This is a genomic window from Spartinivicinus ruber, from assembly GCF_011009015.1.
GTDB classification, from domain to species: Bacteria; Pseudomonadota; Gammaproteobacteria; order Pseudomonadales; family Zooshikellaceae; genus Spartinivicinus; species Spartinivicinus ruber.
Genome location: NZ_CP048878.1, coordinates 3221777 through 3240376, shown reverse-complemented (window position 1 = coordinate 3240376; position 18600 = coordinate 3221777). Strand labels below are relative to the sequence as shown.

General features: G+C 41.5%; 15 protein-coding genes. 9 read left to right on the top strand and 6 right to left on the bottom strand.

Annotated elements, in window-relative coordinates; all coding sequences use genetic code 11:
- The first annotated feature begins 268 nt into the window (after positions 1–268).
- From G4Y78_RS15025 to G4Y78_RS15010, 4 genes are all read left to right on the top strand, one after another.
- Positions 269–2128 carry a choice-of-anchor B family protein gene (locus G4Y78_RS15025; RefSeq protein WP_163833797.1) on the top strand — a complete coding sequence of 620 codons (1860 nt, stop codon included), beginning with the start codon at positions 269–271 and terminating at the stop codon, positions 2126–2128.
- Between the two features lie 220 nt (positions 2129–2348).
- Positions 2349–3209, top strand: a complete 861-nt coding sequence (locus G4Y78_RS15020) for a FixH family protein (protein ID WP_163833796.1) — start codon at positions 2349–2351, stop codon at positions 3207–3209.
- Positions 3210–3215: 6 nt separating this feature from the next.
- The gene (locus tag G4Y78_RS15015) at positions 3216–4508 is read left to right on the top strand and encodes a cytochrome-c peroxidase (protein ID WP_163833795.1); all 1293 of its coding nucleotides are present in this window, start codon (positions 3216–3218) and stop codon (positions 4506–4508) included.
- A 316-nt stretch (positions 4509–4824) separates the two neighbouring features.
- Positions 4825–5451 carry a TIGR02594 family protein gene (locus G4Y78_RS15010; RefSeq protein ID WP_163833794.1) on the top strand — a complete coding sequence of 209 codons (627 nt, stop codon included), beginning with the start codon at positions 4825–4827 and terminating at the stop codon, positions 5449–5451.
- Positions 5452–5542: 91 nt separating this feature from the next.
- On the opposite strand, the gene G4Y78_RS15005 is transcribed toward G4Y78_RS15010, so the two are convergent.
- A complete protein-coding gene (locus G4Y78_RS15005) occupies positions 5543–8047 on the bottom strand; it encodes a carbohydrate binding domain-containing protein (protein ID WP_163833793.1) in 2505 nt (834 codons plus the stop codon).
- A gap of 632 nt (positions 8048–8679) precedes the next feature.
- A complete protein-coding gene (locus G4Y78_RS15000) occupies positions 8680–9024 on the bottom strand; it encodes a hypothetical protein (RefSeq protein ID WP_163833792.1) in 345 nt (114 codons plus the stop codon).
- 203 nt (positions 9025–9227) lie between these two features.
- Here G4Y78_RS15000 and G4Y78_RS14995 point away from each other — a divergent pair, with 203 nt between their 5' ends.
- Complete coding sequence (locus G4Y78_RS14995) at positions 9228–9833, top strand: imm11 family protein (protein ID WP_163833791.1); 606 nt, start codon at positions 9228–9230, stop codon at positions 9831–9833.
- 33 nt (positions 9834–9866) lie between these two features.
- Here the strand turns inward: G4Y78_RS14995 and G4Y78_RS14990 are convergent, their stop codons facing one another.
- Positions 9867–10061, bottom strand: a complete 195-nt coding sequence (locus tag G4Y78_RS14990; RefSeq protein ID WP_163833790.1) for a CopG family transcriptional regulator — start codon at positions 10059–10061, stop codon at positions 9867–9869.
- 121 nt (positions 10062–10182) lie between these two features.
- Between G4Y78_RS14990 and dauA the strand changes: the two genes are divergently transcribed.
- Positions 10183–11922 (top strand): C4-dicarboxylic acid transporter DauA, encoded by a 1740-nt coding sequence (gene dauA, locus G4Y78_RS14985; protein ID WP_163833789.1) that lies wholly within the window; start codon positions 10183–10185, stop codon positions 11920–11922.
- Positions 11923–12050: 128 nt separating this feature from the next.
- On the opposite strand, the gene G4Y78_RS14980 is transcribed toward dauA, so the two are convergent.
- The 3 genes from G4Y78_RS14980 to G4Y78_RS31050 form a co-directional block, all read right to left on the bottom strand.
- Positions 12051–12809: an AAA family ATPase gene (locus G4Y78_RS14980; RefSeq protein WP_163833788.1), complete on the bottom strand. Its 759-nt coding sequence runs from the start codon at positions 12807–12809 to the stop codon at positions 12051–12053.
- Positions 12810–13107: 298 nt separating this feature from the next.
- Positions 13108–13707: a Vgb family protein gene (locus tag G4Y78_RS31055; RefSeq protein WP_230425599.1), complete on the bottom strand. Its 600-nt coding sequence runs from the start codon at positions 13705–13707 to the stop codon at positions 13108–13110.
- A 15-nt stretch (positions 13708–13722) separates the two neighbouring features.
- A complete protein-coding gene (locus tag G4Y78_RS31050; protein ID WP_230425598.1) occupies positions 13723–14064 on the bottom strand; it encodes an NHL repeat-containing protein in 342 nt (113 codons plus the stop codon).
- A gap of 145 nt (positions 14065–14209) precedes the next feature.
- Here G4Y78_RS31050 and G4Y78_RS14970 point away from each other — a divergent pair, with 145 nt between their 5' ends.
- The 3 genes from G4Y78_RS14970 to oadA all read left to right on the top strand — a co-directional run bounded on the left by G4Y78_RS14970 (position 14210) and on the right by oadA (position 18586).
- Entirely contained in the window at positions 14210–14953 is a 744-nt protein-coding gene (locus tag G4Y78_RS14970) for a GGDEF domain-containing protein (RefSeq protein ID WP_163833787.1), read from the top strand.
- A gap of 385 nt (positions 14954–15338) precedes the next feature.
- Positions 15339–16754, top strand: a complete 1416-nt coding sequence (locus G4Y78_RS14965) for an acetyl-CoA carboxylase biotin carboxylase subunit (protein WP_163833786.1) — start codon at positions 15339–15341, stop codon at positions 16752–16754.
- A gap of 23 nt (positions 16755–16777) precedes the next feature.
- The gene (gene oadA, locus G4Y78_RS14960) at positions 16778–18586 is read left to right on the top strand and encodes a sodium-extruding oxaloacetate decarboxylase subunit alpha (protein ID WP_163833785.1); all 1809 of its coding nucleotides are present in this window, start codon (positions 16778–16780) and stop codon (positions 18584–18586) included.
- Positions 18587–18600: the final 14 nt, after the last annotated feature.

The window sequence follows — 18600 nt, the reverse complement described above, 5'->3', positions numbered from 1 at the left end:
AATGTGGTTGTTATTAAAATTGTTTGGGGTTTCTTTATGTCAATTACATGACAAAATGTCGTACAGTAGCTTAATTGATTCGATATTTAATCTTCATTTGGTTAACTGTTAGCATTAATTGACAAATATTGGAGGGGCTTTCATATTTAATTTGCTAGAATTATATTTTATATCTATTGACAAGTTTTGTTTTTAGCGGGCTGTTTGCATCAGAACAAAGCTTAAAACAGTGGTAAGTAATAAGGTTACAGCGACAGGGAGAGTTGCTATGAGAAGAACCCTAGTGGCGTGTAGAACAGTGACATTGTTGACTGGTGTGGGCTTTATAGGGCTCAGTTTTGGTCATAGTGCAATGTTTCCTGACGGATTTAAATTTGACGATAGCAATGAAGGGGAGAAAGCACAGCTGTTGCTACCTCAACAACAAACAGTTCGATGTATTAATGGTAAGGCAGGTGATTATCCCTGTAATAAAGTTGATTTGCATGCTTTTTTAGCAAAAGAAAATATGGGTGGAGGATCGGCTAATTTAAATGATATTTGGGGGTACACTGACCCAGTAACCGGTGCTGAAATTGCCATTGTAGGCAGAACCAATGGTACATCTTTTGTCGATATTACTGATCCTGTCAACCCGGTTTTCCTGGGTTTTTTACCATCTCATGATAATGGCTCAGATGCCTGGCGAGATATTAAAACTTATAACGATCATGCCTTTATAGTGGCTGATGGTAGTGGTAATAAAACCCATGGTTTACAAGTTTTTGATTTAACTTCGTTGCGTTATTTACCATCACCTGGACAAACGCTTAATGAAACAGCCCATCTGGGAGGTTTTGGCAATGCCCATAATATAGCGATTAATGAAGATACGGGCTATGCCTATATTGTTGGTAGTAACCAGTGTAGTGGCGGTTTATATATGGTTAATATTTCTAACCCTGTGAAACCACGTTATGCAGGTTGTTTTTCATCTGATGGTTATACCCATGATACCCAGTGTGTTATTTATAAAGGTCAAGATGCGCGGTACTATGGCAGAGAAGTTTGTGTTGGTTACAATGAAGATACAATTACTATTGTGGATGTGACGAATAAGTCTAATCCAGTTCAAGTTTCGAGAACACCCTATCAGGGAGCTCAATATACTCATCAAGGCTGGTTTCTCAATGACAGTCATAATATCTTAATAATGAATGATGAACTTGATGAATCACGCAATGGGATCAATACTACCTCCTATATATACGACGTTAGCCTTTTGGATAATCCAGTAGAATTAGGCCGTTATGTAGGCCCCACATCAGCCATTGATCATAATTTGTATACCCATAACAATTTTGTCTTTGAAACGAACTATCGGGCAGGTTTACGTATTCTTAGTACCAAGAATATTACATCAGGTAAATTAAAAGAAGAAGCTTATTTTGATACCATTCCTGGATCAAATAGTGCTCAGTTTTCCGGCACCTGGAGTAATTACATATACTTTGCCAGTGGTAATATCGTCATGAGCGATATTGGTTATGGCTTGTTTGTAGTTCAGCCTGATTGGGATGCCATTAATAACCCAGATCCAACAGTCGAGTACTGTGAAGCTAGTGGTAATAATGCCAGTGAAGAATGGGTTAGCTCTGTAAAAATTGCCAGTTTTACTAATAGTTCTGATTCCAAGCGCTACTCAGACTTTACCAATAAAGTAATTAATCTAGAAAAAGGGAAAAGTGCAGTAGAATTAACACCAGACTTTAGTGGTATTCGGTATAATGAGTATTGGAAAATTTGGATTGACTTAAATAAAGATGGTGATTTTGAAGATACTGGTGAGCAAGTTTTTAGCTCTAATCATGCTACATCCTCTACAGTTAAAGGGGAGTTAATGATTCCAGACAGCGCAAAATCTGGTAAAACTCGGTTACGGGTAGTGATGCGTTATAATGCTGTACCTAATGCCTGTGGTAGCTTTAACTATGGTGAAGTGGAAGATTATACAGTTAATATCTCATCTGGTTCTGAATTGGCTAACAAGCTGTCTAACACTCATGCCAGTGAGAAAATGGTAAAAGCGACAAAGATAACTCAAGATCAATTACAACAGAAATACTTTGCGCAGTTAAATTTTAAATAAACGATAGAAATTATTATTGATGGATAGCTGGCTGGTAAGATTTTACCAGCCTTTGTTTTACATACAGTCAAATTGAAAGTTATTCAAAACTGATTACAACATGGCTTAATTTCTTCAAAAATACGGTATGTCTAAAAAAACAAAAAAGAAGACTTTCTGTTTAAATAATGCATTGGTTTTGTTACTGGGTTATAGCCTAACTCACTGGAGTATGGTGAGTATGGCAAATGAGCCAGCAACACCCGAAACTCTAAAGGTAGCAAATGATTTGATTATAGATGCCAGAAAGTTGGAATTGGCATCTATGCAGATTATTAGTAGAGCCAATCAAATACGTCAACAAGTAAATAACTTAAGAGCAACAGCACGATCCTTAACCGATAAAATAGCTAAACAACAATTGAATACAGCTGCAGATACACTGGCGGAACAAATTGCCCTATGGCAGGAACAAGGTGCTGACAGCCGACAGAAAAGCAGTCGTTATTTTAACTATGGCCGACAATTATTAACAACAACATTTAAACAACGGTGGCAAGCCAATATTAAGCTGAATGGTGAAATAGCTTTAATGCCATCAACACAACAGTTGATGGCTCATAATACCCAAATTCGCAGTGTTCATCCCAATATGCCAAAAAACATGCAGGAAGAGGGCTCCTCTGTTACGGGGATGACATTGTCAGTACCGTCATTGAGTGCGCAGTCGATACCCTCGCCATTGGATACGGATAGTTTTCAAATTTCGAGAGATATTAATTTTTTTTCTCATGTAGAACCAATACCTGATACAGCCCAGGATCAACAACCGATGGTGCCATTAAATCAGATTCATCAGTGGCGACTCATCTTAGCAGATTTATCGGGGCAGCCGGTTTCGGGAAAAGCCATTAATGTGCGTGGCCACATGCCAGGCCATGTTCATGGCTTACCGACCCAACCCAAAGTGACTAAGGAACTAGAGCCTGGTGTTTACTTAGTGGAAGGGATGAAGTTTCAGATGATCGGTTGGTGGGTAATAGAATTTGATGTCCCGCATCAAGAGGGGATGGATACAGTCAAATTTAATGTGGTTTTATAAGCAGGTATGACCTTTATAAAGCATAAATTATTATTTGCCAGTATTTTTTCTCTATTAGCTTGTCCAGTATTGGCAATTAATTCTCTCTATCACTTTTCTGAAAATGATATTCAGTTTTTAGCTCAGTTCAGTTTATCAAACTTGCCGCCATTGCCTGATGCGAAAGATAACCAATATGCAGACTCCATTGTTGCTGCTAAATTAGGCAAGCAGATTTTTTTCGATAAACGCTTCAGTGCCAATCAAAAGATAGCTTGTGCTAGTTGCCATAACCCAAATCAATATTTTACTGATGGAATCGCAAAATCTAAAGGTATTGCTGAAACACGGCGGAATGCGCCATCCGTTATTGGTGCGGCTTATAGCCCCTGGCAATTTTGGGATGGACGTAAGGATAGCCTCTGGTCACAGGCATTAGCCCCGTTAGAGTCAGCTGTTGAGCATGGTCTCAGCCGACTTGAGGTAGCACAGTTACTGCTGCGTTTTTATCAAAAACCTTATCAACGAATTACGGACAACAAAGTTAATGCTAATAATCTATTGAAGTTGAAAGGCCCTGCAAGCCCAGTTGGTAGTGAAACAGAAAGAGCCAATTGGCAACAACTGACGAATAATCAACAAACGCAGGTTAATATGCTATTTGCTGATGTGGGCAAATTGTTAATGGCTTATCAACGGCATTTGCAGCCTTTACCTAGTCGCTTTGATCAGTTTATTGAACAGTTGCAACAAGACCCGACCCAAATTACGCAACTGAAAAAGCAGTTAAAGGAGGAAGAAGTAGCAGGGCTCCGGTTGTTTATGGGGAAAGCCAACTGTGCAAGTTGCCATAATGGGCCGTTATTTACTAATTTTGAGTTCCATAATATTGGGGCACCTGAACCGGATATCGCACAAGTGGATATGGGCCGTTATCGAGGAGTAGGGGCGTTATTGCAAGATGAGTTTACCTGTTTATCCGAGTGGAGTGATGCGAATAAAAATTATTGTCAGGAAATGTTGTATTTAAAAAAACAAGGCCAGGAATTAGTGGGAGCCTTTAAAACCCCTTCGTTGCGCAATGTGGCTGCAACGGCGCCCTATATGCAAAGTGGCCAGTTTAATACATTGGAAGAAGTATTGGCCCATTACAACAAACCTGTACCACCTTATTATGACCGGAACCAACACCCATTTAGGCCCCACTTTGATATTTTGCCATTAGGTTTGATGCCAGAGGAAATACAACAAATCAAGCAGTTTTTGACGGCACTGACGGGTGATCGGACCAAAGCGGATCAATGGTGGCAAGCTCCTTAACCTCATTATTATAAGTTAGTGTCTAAAAATATTAGACCATCCTATCAACTCTCCTTATGTTGAAAACACTTAAGGGTGAATTTTCTAGAATTCCTTAAGCTTAAGTATTCTGTTGTTTGCAAAATGCTGAAAGACGTTGAGTTGCCAAGCATAACCTGACTTTATAAAGTCCATAGCTATAAATTGAACTAGACATTTTTAGACCATCCTATCATTATGCAAATAAAAAACTAAATCAGCGGAACTACTAAACCTAGTAGTGGTGCTATAAAGAGAGTTATTGCCTGGATCTGCTTTTTACCTTAGAGGCAACAGCATGATGAATACTATCTATCGAGTTCAATCGGGTGATACCCTAACTAAAATCGCCAGAGTCCATTGCCTTTCGCTAAAAGAATTGCTAGCCATTAACCCGCAGATAGCGAACCCTGATTTCATTGATATTGGTCAGCCTATTAATATACCCATCAATGAACAGGATGCTGAAAAAGATTTAAGCATTGAAATTTCTGATAGCTCATTACCCAAATGGTACCTGGTTGCTCGTAAAGAAATGGAAGTAGGGGTAGAGGAAATTAGAGGGGCTGAGCATAACCCAAGAATTATTGAATATCACCAAAGCACTACATTAAAAGCTAGTGATGATGAAACCGCTTGGTGTTCTAGTTTTGTTAATTGGTGTATTGAGATCAGTGGTATAACCGGGACGAAATCTGCCGCGGCACGCTCCTGGTTACAATGGGGTAAGGCATTACCGGAACCTACAGAAGGGTGTGTTGTGGTATTTAAACGTGGTTCAAAACCCTGGCAAGGACATGTGGGTTTTTATGTGGGTATCAATGGCAGTCATATCCTGGTGTTAGGTGGTAACCAGTGTAATGAAGTGAATATTTCTTCTTACCCTAAAGGGCGGTTACTAGGTTTTAGATGGCCAAATGTGTAAGTATGCTCTTCGCTTTGATTATATAGTTGATATGGATTAACAGACTATCCTGTTAACCCATATCATCATCCTCATTAGTTGTGGTGATTAATTATTTTTTCTCTAGCTTAATGCTATCAATATAAAAATCCACCTTAGGCTCTGGGCCAATAATGTAAATATCAGCTGATTTAATGTTACCTTTGGGCTTGAGTTTAAACTCGGCAGCTAAGTCGTACCATTTGTTGCCTTTAGGCAGTTTCATTGAATGAATTCGTTGCCAGTGGTAGCCGTCATCATCCACATAAAACAGTTGTACATCGAGCATTTGGCTTGATTTTGCTGCTTCACCTAAACTAGCGGCTAACGACAGTTTATACGTTTCATCGACTTTTATTTTATCTTTAACGGGTAACGAAAGCCCTGCATACCAGTGATTACGTTCGGTGGATTTAACGCTCCATTGGCCTTGATGGCTCATTTGGTTGGTGTGTTCCAGTTTGCCCATTTTAAATGAAGCTTTCCAACCCTGTAAGTCATTTTCAAAACCGTGATCAAAAATTACTTTGTCATCAGGCTTGGGATCTGGGCCTGGAGTATTATCAACAGGTACCACTTTCACTTCGTCAATTAATAGGGTTTTATCCGCTTTCGGGCCAAATAAAACAATATAAGCGGCTGTTACTTTACCCAGTGCATTTACTTTAAATTGCTTTTTCAGCTCTTTAACATTTTCATCCACTTGGTTGATAGCCAAATACTGGTAGTAATAGGCACCTAAATCATTTTTAAGTAACAGGGTGGCCATGGCTAAATCTTTTTTAGCCCCTTTGGGTAGCTTCACTTTGGCTGAAAATTGATACTCTTTATTTTCTTCTAAGGGTTTAACCAGTTTTTGTAGTACACCATCATAATACTGCTTACGTTCGGTGACTTTTAGCCAATTATCTTGACCACAGTCCCGCTGCATTTTTTCAATAGTATGTTTTATGTCCTTGGTATAAAAGCGTTTCCAAGGGGTTAATGCGTTGAAATCAGGCTCTCTGATCAAGTTGTCTTTCAATAAGTCAGGTTTTTTACATAGTGGGTCATTAGGATCGGGTTTTGGATCCGGCTTAGGATCGGGTTTTGGATCCGGCTTAGGATCGGGTTTTGGATCCGGCTTAGGATCGGGTTTTGGATCCGGCTTGGGATCGGGTTTTGGATCCGGCTTAGGATCGGGTTTTGGGTCCGGCTTGGGATCGGGTTTTGGATCCGGCTTGGGATCGGGTTTTGGATCCGGCTTAGGATCGGGTTTTGGGTCCGGCTTGGGATCGGGTTTTGGATCCGGCTTGGGATCGGGTTTTGGATTCTCAACCCCATGATTATAAATACGTCCAGAGCAGTGCTTATCACCGTTTCGTGTGAACCAGAAATAGCTGCAATCTCTGTCATAACTATAGCGACCTGTATGCACGGCATAACCCGACAGCTTAACATTATTCAAGTGGATATAACGGCCATCTCTTTTCAAACTGAAATGTTGGTGAGGGCCGGTAGACATGCCACCTTGGCAAAGGGCTTGGCTTTTATTGTTGGCATAATTAGAAAGCCGTTGGCTTTGTTTAACCGTTTGGCCGGTTTTTACTTGAGGGTTGCTTAAGTGGTAATAGGTAGTTGACCAGCCATTCTCATGAATGACTTCTATATTACACGACGAATGTACTTTAACTTGGCCTGCTGCAGCTGCAATTACCCATTTATTGGAAGTATCTGAACCCCAGCCACCACTATTATTCAAATCTAAGGAAGACTGAGGGTATTCACCCTGGCCAGTGGTGACATGGCTGCCACCTATCCACCAGTATTCGCCAGTAGGGTAGGGTAGTTGCAGCATATTATCTGGAGGGGTTGCATCGTAGTAGCTGGAATAATAGCTTTCACTTAAGTTGGATTGTTTATTCTGTGCTTCGGGAAACAATCGATAATAGGTTTGATAAAAACTATCCAGCTTATTTTCTGTATCTGAGAACTGACTTTCTGTGTAAGCATTGGGTTGTTGATTACTCGCTTGGTTATTTTTTGCTAATAGTTTTTTAAGTGCCGAATCTGTTTCAAGAAATTGTTGAGAGTAAGCTTGAGTTGAGGTTTGCTGTTTAGTGGTTTGCTCAATCAATTGGTAGTGATCACGGGCAAGTTGTTCAGCAATATCTTTTACCTGATTAGAAAAGCCAATTTTTTTCGATAAACCACCCAAAGGCTTCCGTAAAAGTACTTTCGATGCTGGTGGACTACTAATAATACCGGTTTGGTGCTCGATTAATGCAATTAATATTTTGGGGTGAATACTCGTATAACCTGCCCAGTGAGAAATGACTTCGGCAAATTTCTGCAGGTGCGGTGCCTGTTGGATGATATATTCATAGACATCAAACGATAACATTTCGTCTGTGGTATAAATAAGATGGTTTTCTTCAAACTGGATCGCTTTTGAGGATTGTTCTTTATCACTGTTTTGGACAAAATCACTGGCAAAGGCAGGATAACTCGACAATATACTGCCTGTTAAACACAGTGCACTTATTGAGAGAATACGCTTTGATAGCATATTGAGTGTGAATTTTGATTTGTTTTTCATAATCACTAAAACACTTAATTATAATGAATATAGAAGGAAGGCTAACAAACTAACTTTTTAAAAATATTCGCAGGGTGTGGTGTGTTACCCATTAATAAGTTTGTATTTTTATAAGCCTGTTTATGGGAAGAAATTCTGTCATTAAATAAGCTGGAGTTGTGTGTAGTCATTCAAATCAAGCAAAAGACAGAAAGTAAGACAAATCCTTTTTTTTAAAACTGGGTTTTTAGTAAGGTTAATGTTTAGTAGCTGTGCAACAACAATGTAAATTGATTGATTTTTATATGGAAATAGATTTGTAGTGATGTTGGAAGTTAGTTAAATGATTGGTTGTTTTTGAATATTGCGAAAAAAATTAATTTAATTTTTTTATTCGAATTCGAATAAGGTTAGAACTAGAATGCAGCACTCATATGAATTACATTATGGAACAAAAGGATATTAATCCAGACCTATTATTCAATTAATCAGTTGTTTTAATAAATAACCACTGTAGACATAAGTTTCCGATAGCGGATAAGCAAGTAATGATTAAATAAAATGTAGCTTGCTTGAGTTGCAGACATCTTTGCGCTAGACACCGTCTCTCTTTTGTTGTGGTCCGACGTCTAAAATTGAAAAGTGCATTAAAGTTAAAGCCGTATCCCCTGGCCGCGCAGAAAATTCTGGAAGGTTGCACAGGTAGTATTGCGAGAGGGCATGATATTACAACCGCAACCAAACCCACCCCAGCTCCGACGATTGCAATCCAGTCCTCCAATCAATTGTCGTACTCCATTTGCTTGACAGGTTTGCTGAGCCTGAGTCGGCGTTGCCATTGGAATAAATTGTCGACTGGATGTAACGTAATACACTGTTGGAGCAACTGCATTATGTCGAACAAAGGTTGGGCGGAAGCTGTTACTTGTGCATTCGCCAGCATGGCTTGCATCAGCAACTGTCATCAGAATAAGAGCGAAAAGGTAAACCGGTTTCATGATGGGCATCTCCTTACCTCACTAACACAGCGTGTCAGGTTATTAGTCTAGTTCAGAAATAACAGGGAAATGCGTTAAAATTTTATAACCTTACCTCTTAAGTATTTAATCTAGGGCCTGTTAACTAGGTATGTCTGTTCCCTTCTACTATGCTTGTAAAAAACAACTAAAAGGTAGCTGGGTAGAATCTGTAGGGAGTAACAATGAAATACGACAGTGAGTATTATATTGCCAGGGATGTTGGCCCTGCTTCCCGCTATATTTTAAGCACAGCAGCAAATACCGGTGTTGAAGATTTTTTACTAGAATCTGACCACTGTATTGCTAATGAAGTGAAAGGAACAGGTAAGATACAAGTTAATCGAGGTGATAAAGTCCATTTCCACCCCCATGATTACCATGAATTACCTGAGCCTATAGTGTCGGAACGTTTAAAAACCTTAATTCAACAATTTACCCCTATTAAAGTCGATTTTTATCCCACCGAAATTATTAGTGGCAAACAGGTGTGGAAAGGCCATTATTTTTTACACATTTATAATGAAATTGCCGGACTCCATCCTACTCGTTCAATATTTGATTTTAATGAAACAAACGATGAGATATTTATTGAAAAGCTATCATTGAATGAAGAACTGCTCGATAAAATTCCTCTACAACAGCGATTGATTTTTGTGTTAGAAGAAGATGTCATCCAGCTTTATCACGAAAGTGTCGTAGAAACGATTAGTAATGCAGACATTACCGGGATTAAATTTGGCCGGGTAGATAAATGGCAAATTGGTCAGCACTTGGATAGTGACAACTAAAACCACCTACTTAATGGCAGTTAGGTAAGTGGATTACTTTTCTGGCTTTTCATTCTCACTAAAAATTTGATCTTTCCATTCAGTACCTAGCTTTTCTTCCAAGTATTCGCGGATAAATTGCCGTACTTTTTGCGAGGGTGTGACATCCTCAAGCGCACACAATTTTTCAAAGGCTGCTTTTTTCTTTGGGTCTATCAACAAAGTTAGTCGGGCTGTTCGCTGTTCCATCTTACTCACCACTTATCCATCACTGTTAGTAATTGATGTTAATTTGACTAACATTGAATTCTCTTTGAATGAGAGGATAATTCATACTAGATTCAAATTCAATGTGACTGAAAGTGTCGTTATGGCTCACCGTGCTCACCTATTTTCATTAAGAATTGCTCATGCTTTGCGAGAGTTTCTCCAGAAGAATCCCTTTAGCTGGTCTTGGTTGACTAAGGACTTAATGGCTGGAGTAACCATAGGGGTGATTGCGATACCACTATCAATGGCGTTAGCGATTGCCAGTGGCGTTCCTCCACAATATGGGCTTTACACGGCAATCATTGCAGGGCTGTTAATTCCCTTAACTGGCGGCTCCAGATATAGCGTATCTGGCCCCACGGCTGCTTTTGTGGTGATTCTTTATCCTGTTGTTCAACAACATGGTTTTGCTGGATTGCTGATAGCTAGTGTGTTAGCGGGGATTATCCTGGTGACTATGGCCTTATTACGCTTGGGCCGATATATCGAATATATTCCTGAGTCAGTAACGTTGGGCTTCACCGGGGGAATTGCAGTGGTAATTGCAACCTTACAGATCAAGGACTTTCTGGGGTTAGCTATTACTGAAATGCCAGCCCATTTTACAGATAGGCTCATTACCATTGTTGGCCATTTACCCGCCTTTTCTGAATCCAGCTTAATCGTGGGATTAGCCACATTAGCGGTCATGATACTGTGGCCAAAATTAAAAATCGTAGTGCCTGCCCACTTACCAGCCTTAGTTGTCAGTAGTTTGCTGGCATTTTTCCTAACCCAACAGGGGTTGGAAGTAGCTACTATTGGTTCCACTTTTACTTTTACATTACCAGATGGCCAGACAGGTGTGGGCATTCCCTCAGTATTACCTGAGATTGCCTGGCCTTGGCACCAAACGTTGCCAGGTGAAAGTAGCCTGGAATTTAACTGGGCTGTAGCTCAGGACTTATTATCCGCTGCCTTTGCTATCGCTATGTTAGGGGCGATTGAGTCTTTATTATGTGCTGTAGTGCTGGATGGGATGAGTGGCAAAAAGCACAGTGCCAATAGTGAGTTGTTGGGGCAAGGGATTGGTAACATCATTACGCCATTTTTTGGTGGTATTACTGCAACTGCCGCTATAGCACGATCAGCTGCTAATTTAAAAGCTGGGGCTCAATCACCCATTGCAGCCATTATTCATGCCCTTGTGGTGTTGTTGGCACTATTGTTGTTGTCGAAATTACTGGCGTATTTACCCATGGCTAGTATGGCGGCATTGTTATTTATTGTCGCTTGGAATATGAGCGAAGCGCCCAAAGCTATTCATTTGTTAAAAACAGCGCCACCTAGCGACATCGTAGTTTTTTTGGTTTGTTTTTCACTGACTGTTTTGTTCGATATGGTAATTGCTATTACTGCAGGTATCGTATTGGCGTCATTGTTGTTTATGAAAGAAATTGCCGCAATGACGAAGGTGACTGATATCACTCATAACCACAAACAGGTACCCGATAAACTGCCACCAGGGTGGCGAGTAATAAAAATTAATGGACCACTTTTTTTTGCGGCTGCTGATCGAGTATTTGGCGAACTATCATTAATGCTTGAGAGGCAAAATGGGATGGTGCTTTACTTTGATGCTGTGCCTATTCTGGATGCAGGTGGTCTGGCTGCCATGCAAAAATTTTTTAGTAAGTGCCAACAGATAAATACCCATATTTTGATTGCAGATATACAGTTTCAACCGCTGAAGACGCTTAGTCGTGCCAAGATAAAACCAATACCAAATAAAATAGAATATTTTTCTACTCTAGAAGAAGCTTTACACAATATCCCCTTAACCAATAGAAGTAGTGATTGATGACGTAATGTGAATAGTTTGATTGAGCTGTATTTGAATTAATATTTTTACAAGCATGGAGTATACCAATGACGATTGATCAAGCCAAAAGCTTATATACAACAGGCTATTTTAGTGAAGCCCTTAAGTTATTCCTCTAACAATATTTCCAACATACTTTCATATTTATTTAGAAATTGCTTGGTGACTGCATAGGTATCAGTATCTTCATAATCAACTTGAGTCAGCTTATCACCTCTTATTTCATAAATAGTCGCATTAGGGTAGGCCAATAAAATAGGGGAGTGGGTGGCAATGATAAACTGGCATTGTTGACCAACTAACTGGTGTAATAAACTGATCATGGCCATTTGTCGGCTGGGTGATAAAGCAGCTTCTGGTTCGTCGAGTATGTATAAACCTTGTTTGCCAAAGCGGTTTTTCATTAATGCGAAAAATGATTCTCCATGGGATTGTTCATGAAGTGAAATACCACCGTAGGAATCAATAATAGGACCACCCCCAGGTCCATTATCCAGACGCTCAATTTCAGTGGCAACATTGTAAAAGCTTTCTGCCCGCAAAAAAAAGCCTGTTTTGGGTTTTTTAATTGCTTTAACTACACGCAAATATTGGTGGAGATCTGAATGAGATGCGTGTGTCGAGAAGTTAAAGTTTTTAGTGCCGCCTTCTGGATTGAACCCTTGAGAAACTGCCAGTGCTTCCAGCAGTGTTGATTTCCCGCTACCGTTTTCCCCCACAATAAAAGTAACTGCTGGGTGAAATTCAATACTATTTTCCAGTGCTTTTACCGCTGATAGGTTAAAAGGATAGTGCTCAGATAACGTGTTTGCTTCTGGCTTGAGCCTCATGGAAATAACGAAGTGTTTGGCATCATAGGTTTTCATAAACAGTTACTAGAGGAGCCCTAAATCAATTGACGTAAAACAAGGCTATTTTAACGTCAATTGATTGCTGAAGCTATCTTAAGCAACTTAGATAAATCGGTATTACTCATAGTGAAGGATATTTTAGGCGAGGCCATCGAGTGATGAGTCTATCCTCCTTACATAGTGGTCAAGAACGACGGTAACAAAGCCCTTGTGCCCTAGGGGTATAAAAAAATTATTCACGAAGAGTATAAATCACCATTAATTTATCCTGTGCGGACTCTGGCGCCCATACTTCGCCTGGTCGACCTAATAATTATCGCACTTGTCCATTGGGGCTGGGAATATTAATACTGGTGAAGATTTCTGTTTTTGGATCAAAGCGTACGATAGTATTTGCTCCAAAATCACTCAGCCACACGATGTCTTGATCATCTACATATACGGCGTAAGCTTTAGGATTACTGCCAGGTAATTTCCATTCACGCCACTGCTTAGTCGCTGTATCATAAACCCCCACTTTACCGGCTAACCATTCACTGACCCAAATCCGGTTCTTTGAGTCAGACCATACCCGCCGCGCGCCTTGATTGGGGGTAGGTGGGTCTATTGGTTTAGCCGTGCCCGATTTTATATTGATTTGAGCGATGTGATTGCCAGCCAAAGATGCATAGTAAACATCACCTGCAGGGGTGGTATGAATACCGTATGGCCCTCTGCCTCTAGGTGCAGGGAAAACAATGACTTTTTCAGTAGTTGGATCAACCTTTCCATAAATACCGGACTGTCCGGTAAACCATAACATTCCATTATTATCAAAGCTGGCAGTATTTAAATTGGTGTAGCCAGTATTATCGGGCAGCGGAAAACGTTTGACGGCTTTGGTTTTTGGGTCAACCCGAACGATGGCATTCAATCCACCATCAGTGATCTAGGGTGCGCCATCTGGTCCCACTATAACCCCATGGGGTGTGGAACCTTCCCCTAGAGGAATATGTTCTACCTGACCATTGTCTGGGTTAAGGTAACCCAGTGCGCTTTTACGCTGAGCTGTATACCAAACGCCACCATCAATCGCAGGCGCTACATCATGAGGACGTGAACCGGAAGGTAGAGCGTATTCTTTAATCGTAAAACCTGCATAAGCTAAAGAGAAACCTGTACCCAGCAGCAGTTGTAGAAAAAAATGGAGTAGCCAGGTAGTCCTCCAAGGTTTTGCCAATGCTGTTTTTATTAGGGAAAGGCCTGACAATTTTATAGGGGCGTTTTTCATACCGTTTCTCCTATGTTATTTGATTAAACATCCAGACCAGTGTTGTTAACGGGGCTATATTAATTTATAGGGCATACTTTTCAGATACCCTCACCATAACAGCTAATCAAACACCTTTATTTGTAGGAAAAGTACGAGAGCTTCAGTGACAGTTAAGCTAATAGGCTATAAGCAGATTATCCGCTCAGTGCAAGGTTTATTTTTTGCTCTTGCAACCCCTGCTGGCTGGTTGTGCATCCAATGGCTGCAAGGGCAAAATATTTGGGCGGAAGTTTACCAAAATATTGGTTTATACCTGTATATGCTCATTGGTTCGATGATTGTGTTTGGCTGCGTAGGCTGGTATGTCGGGTATAATGAAACCGTTGTTGGGCAGTTTTCTGTCAAAGACCCACTCACTGGTCTATTTAACATACGTTACTTTCGTAGCCGTTTGGCTGAAGAAATTACCGTTGCCAAGCGACATGATATCTCATTTGCATTAATTATTTTTGATGTTGATAATTTCAAGCAGACTAATCAACAGTATGGCCATACGATAGGTGATGAATTATTAGTAGCTATCTCGGATACGATTAGTAAAACCTTACGAAGTAATGAAGTGATCGCGAGAGTGAGTGGGGAAGAGTTTGCTATGATATTGCCCCATTGTACTGCTGAGGTGGCACAAGAAATTGCTGAACGGCTAACAAATGCTGTTAGCCAAGTAAAACTACCGGTCGATGAGCACACTTTTATCAGTAGCAGTATCTCTCAAGGAATTGCCGTATACAATAAATTAGAGACCAGTGATTTACTTTATCAGCGGGCTGAGCTTGCATTATTCGCTGCGAAACAACAGGGGCAGGGTAAGTTTGTGTTGGATGAGCAAACTGAAACTAATAAGTAGCCGATAGGTTTGGCAATCTGTTACTGAAAACACTACGCCAAAACAGAACAAAAGAGTATAGACTAGTCGTTTTTAGTAAAATCCATTACTCACCGAATCACTTAGCATTTTTATACCTTTAAGATTAAATAGCTTCATCTTTCAGATAAGCTTCTGAACTTCGAATTATTTAACAAGTTTTTTGACTATCGTTCTCCAAAGGTTTTAGCGACTTACACGGTTTTACAATTAGTTAATAAAACAGTAATTTTTGTTTACTATGTCTAAACGGGGATGACTTTGTCTTAGTGGTTCTTTGTTACTTGGAAAAATAATACAGATCCAGTGTTTTTGCTTGTTTTCAGTACGATAGATGAATTTTGTTTGCTGACCTGGGAGGAGAGGCATGCTGAAAAAAATATTGATTGCAAACCGTGGTGAAATTGCGGTGCGCATCATTCGGGCCTGTGCGGAATTAGGTGTTCGTTCAGTAGCCATTTACACAGAGCCTGACCGTTATGCGCTGCATGTAAAACGAGCGGATGAAGCCTATTCCATTGGGGAGGATCCACTGGCGGGTTATCTGGACTTACGCCGATTGGTCAACTTGGCAGTGGAAACTGGCTGTGATGCTATTCATCCCGGTTATGGCTTTCTTTCGGAAAATGCCGAGCTGGCTAAGGTGTGTAGTGAGAGAGGCATTAAGTTTATCGGTCCTGCGGGTGAGGTGATTGACAAGATGGGGGATAAAACGGCAGCCCGAGCCAGCATGGTTGCGGCAGGAGTTCCCGTGACACCCGGCACCGATAGCAATCTAAAAGGTATTGATCACGCTGTAGAAGTTGCTGAACAAATTGGTTATCCGGTGATGCTAAAGGCTACTTCTGGTGGGGGCGGGCGGGGGATTCGTCGTTGTGACTCAGAAAAGGAGTTGCGTCATCAATACCCCAGGGTAATTTCTGAGGCCACCAAAGCATTCGGCTCGGCCGAGGTATTTATGGAAAAATGCATCGTCGATCCCAAACATATTGAAGTCCAAGTGCTGGCTGATGACCACGGTAATGTCATCCATCTTTTTGAGCGCGACTGTTCCATTCAGCGCCGTAACCAGAAACTAGTCGAAATTGCTCCCAGCCCTCAGCTATCGACTGAACAGCGTAACTATATCGGCGATCTGGCAGTGCGTGCTGCTAAGGCAGTCAATTACGCGAATGCAGGTACCGTGGAATTTCTGTTTGCTAATAACGAATTCTATTTCATGGAAATGAATACCCGTGTTCAGGTAGAGCACACTATTACAGAAGAAATCACCGGTGTGGATATTGTGCGGGAACAGATTCGCATCGCAGCTGGTCTACCGCTCAGCTATCGCCAGGAAGAGATTAAACACTTGGGTTATGCTTTGCAGTTTCGCATCAATGCTGAAGACCCGAAAAACGACTTTCTACCCAGTTTTGGTCGTATCACCCGATACTACGCACCTGGTGGACCGGGGGTTCGCACGGATACCGCGATTTACACTGGCTACACTATTCCACCTTATTTCGATTCTATGTGCCTGAAGTTGGTTGTGTGGGCTTTGAACTGGGAGGATGCCCTCCAAAGAGGTGCCCGCGCTTTGGATGATATGCGGGTTCAAGGGGTAAAAACGACAGCCCACTATTACCAGCAGATTCTTGAGCATCCACAATTCCGGCAAGCAGAGTTCAACACCAGTTTTGTCGCCAGCCATCCCGAGTTATTGAATTATTCGGAAAAGCGCCGTCCTAGAGAGGTGGCTGTTGCAGTTGCTGCTGCGATAGCTGCCTATGCCGGAATTTAACCGCCAGATTTCAGGGAAAAATAATGACTCAAATAAAAGTTACCGATGTTATCCTTCGCGACGCTCACCAGTCACTCATTGCCACCCGCATGAGGACAGAAGACATGTTGCCAATCTGTGAAAAGCTAGACCAGGTCGGTTACTGGTCTCTGGAAGTCTGGGGGGGAGCGACTTTCGACGCCTGTGTGCGCTTTCTCAAGGAAGATCCTTGGGAGCGTCTGCGTAAGTTACGCCAGGCATTACCTTCAACTCGCTTACAAATGCTGCTGCGTGGCCAGAACTTATTAGGTTATCGGCATTATGCAGATGATGTGGTGGAAGCTTTTGTTACCAAGGCAGCGGAAAATGGTATCGACGTTTTCCGGGTGTTCGATGCACTCAATGATTTGAATAACATTGAGGTGGCCATGTTGGCGGTGAAGAAGGCTGGCAAGCATGCACAGGGAACGATTTGTTATACCACCAGCCCGGTACATACCCTCGACAAATTTACTGAGCAAGCTAAAGCATTGCGGGACATGGGGGCAGACTCCATTGCTATTAAAGACATGGCTGGATTGCTGACACCTTACCACACCTATGATCTGGTAGGTGCTATCAAGGCTAGTGTTGACTTACCGTTGTTTATTCATAGCCATGCGACAGCAGGCCTAGCAGCACAATGCCAATTGAAAGCGATAGAAGCGGGGGCAGACCATATTGATACAGCGATCTCAGCATTTGCTTGGGGTACTAGTCATCCAGCAACTGAATCTCAGGTAGCAGCATTAAAGGATACCCAGTGGGATACAGGGCTTGATCTTAAGCTACTTGGGGAGATTGCCAAATACTTTAGAGAGGTCCGCAAGAAATATCACCAGTTCGAAAGCGAGTTTACCCGTGAAGATGTATCGGTTCAGATCAACCAAGTACCAGGTGGGATGATGTCGAACTTAGCGAATCAGCTGAAAGAGCAAAATGCGCTGGATCGGATCCAGGAAGTGTTTGATGAAATACCTCGGGTGCGTGAAGATTTGGGGTTTCCACCGCTTGTTACGCCAACTTCTCAGATAGTGGGAACTCAAGCAGTGATGAATATACTGACAGGAGAGCGTTACAAGACCATTACTAAGGAGGTTCGTCGCTATTTATTAGGGGGCTACGGCCAACCGCCCGCTACGGTGAATCAAACCTTGCAGAAACAAGCCATTGGCAATGAAACACCAATAGAAGGGCGGCCAGCAGATCAATTAAGTCCAGAGATGAAATCGTTGCGTAAAACCATCGGCTCTCTGGCACAGTCAGACGAAGATGTGTTGACCTATGCTATGTTCCAGGATATCGGTAAGCAGTTTTTGCAGGAGCGAGCTGAAGGTAAATTAGAGCCAGAACTTTTATTGCCGGTGGAAGCAGGACCCGCTGGTAGACCTATTGATGCAGGTATCGCTACCGAATTTCTTCTGGATGTGCATGGTGAGAATTATGAGGTTGTGATTACCGGTGCTGGAAATAAGGACCGTGCCAAACGCAGTATTTTCATGACTATCGATGGAGTGCCAGAAGAAGTGGTGCTTGAAACGTTAGGGAATTACACCTGCAGTACCAGTAGCGAACGCCGAAAAGCTTCCAAACCTGGCCATATTACTACAGCAATGCCGGGTAATATTGTTGATGTGTTGGTAAAAGAGGGAGACCAGGTTGAGGCTGGCCAACCTGTATTGATCACTGAAGCCATGAAGATGGAAACGGAAGTGCAAGCCACTATTGCTGGCATCATAAAAGCGGTTTATGTGACCAAAGGCGACCGTGTAACACCTGGTGAAGTGTTAGTAGATATTGAAAGTAACGCTTAGATAAAATAATTGAT

What these genes read in the sequence shown, in the direction of transcription:
- G4Y78_RS15025 (WP_163833797.1), top strand. Translation starts at nt 269, where the DNA reads ATGAGAAGAACCCTAGTGGCGTGTAGAACAGTGACATTGTTGACTGGT.
- G4Y78_RS15020 (WP_163833796.1), top strand. Translation starts at nt 2,349, where the DNA reads ATGGCAAATGAGCCAGCAACACCCGAAACTCTAAAGGTAGCAAATGAT.
- G4Y78_RS15015 (WP_163833795.1), top strand. Translation starts at nt 3,216, where the DNA reads ATGACCTTTATAAAGCATAAATTATTATTTGCCAGTATTTTTTCTCTA.
- G4Y78_RS15010 (WP_163833794.1), top strand. Translation starts at nt 4,825, where the DNA reads ATGATGAATACTATCTATCGAGTTCAATCGGGTGATACCCTAACTAAA.
- G4Y78_RS15005 (WP_163833793.1), bottom strand. Translation starts at nt 8,047, where the DNA reads ATGAAAAACAAATCAAAATTCACACTCAATATGCTATCAAAGCGTATT.
- G4Y78_RS15000 (WP_163833792.1), bottom strand. Translation starts at nt 9,024, where the DNA reads ATGAAACCGGTTTACCTTTTCGCTCTTATTCTGATGACAGTTGCTGAT.
- G4Y78_RS14995 (WP_163833791.1), top strand. Translation starts at nt 9,228, where the DNA reads ATGAAATACGACAGTGAGTATTATATTGCCAGGGATGTTGGCCCTGCT.
- G4Y78_RS14990 (WP_163833790.1), bottom strand. Translation starts at nt 10,061, where the DNA reads ATGGAACAGCGAACAGCCCGACTAACTTTGTTGATAGACCCAAAGAAA.
- dauA (WP_163833789.1), top strand. Translation starts at nt 10,183, where the DNA reads ATGGCTCACCGTGCTCACCTATTTTCATTAAGAATTGCTCATGCTTTG.
- G4Y78_RS14980 (WP_163833788.1), bottom strand. Translation starts at nt 12,809, where the DNA reads ATGAAAACCTATGATGCCAAACACTTCGTTATTTCCATGAGGCTCAAG.
- G4Y78_RS31050 (WP_230425598.1), bottom strand. Translation starts at nt 14,064, where the DNA reads ATGAAAAACGCCCCTATAAAATTGTCAGGCCTTTCCCTAATAAAAACA.
- G4Y78_RS14965 (WP_163833786.1), top strand. Translation starts at nt 15,339, where the DNA reads ATGCTGAAAAAAATATTGATTGCAAACCGTGGTGAAATTGCGGTGCGC.
- oadA (WP_163833785.1), top strand. Translation starts at nt 16,778, where the DNA reads ATGACTCAAATAAAAGTTACCGATGTTATCCTTCGCGACGCTCACCAG.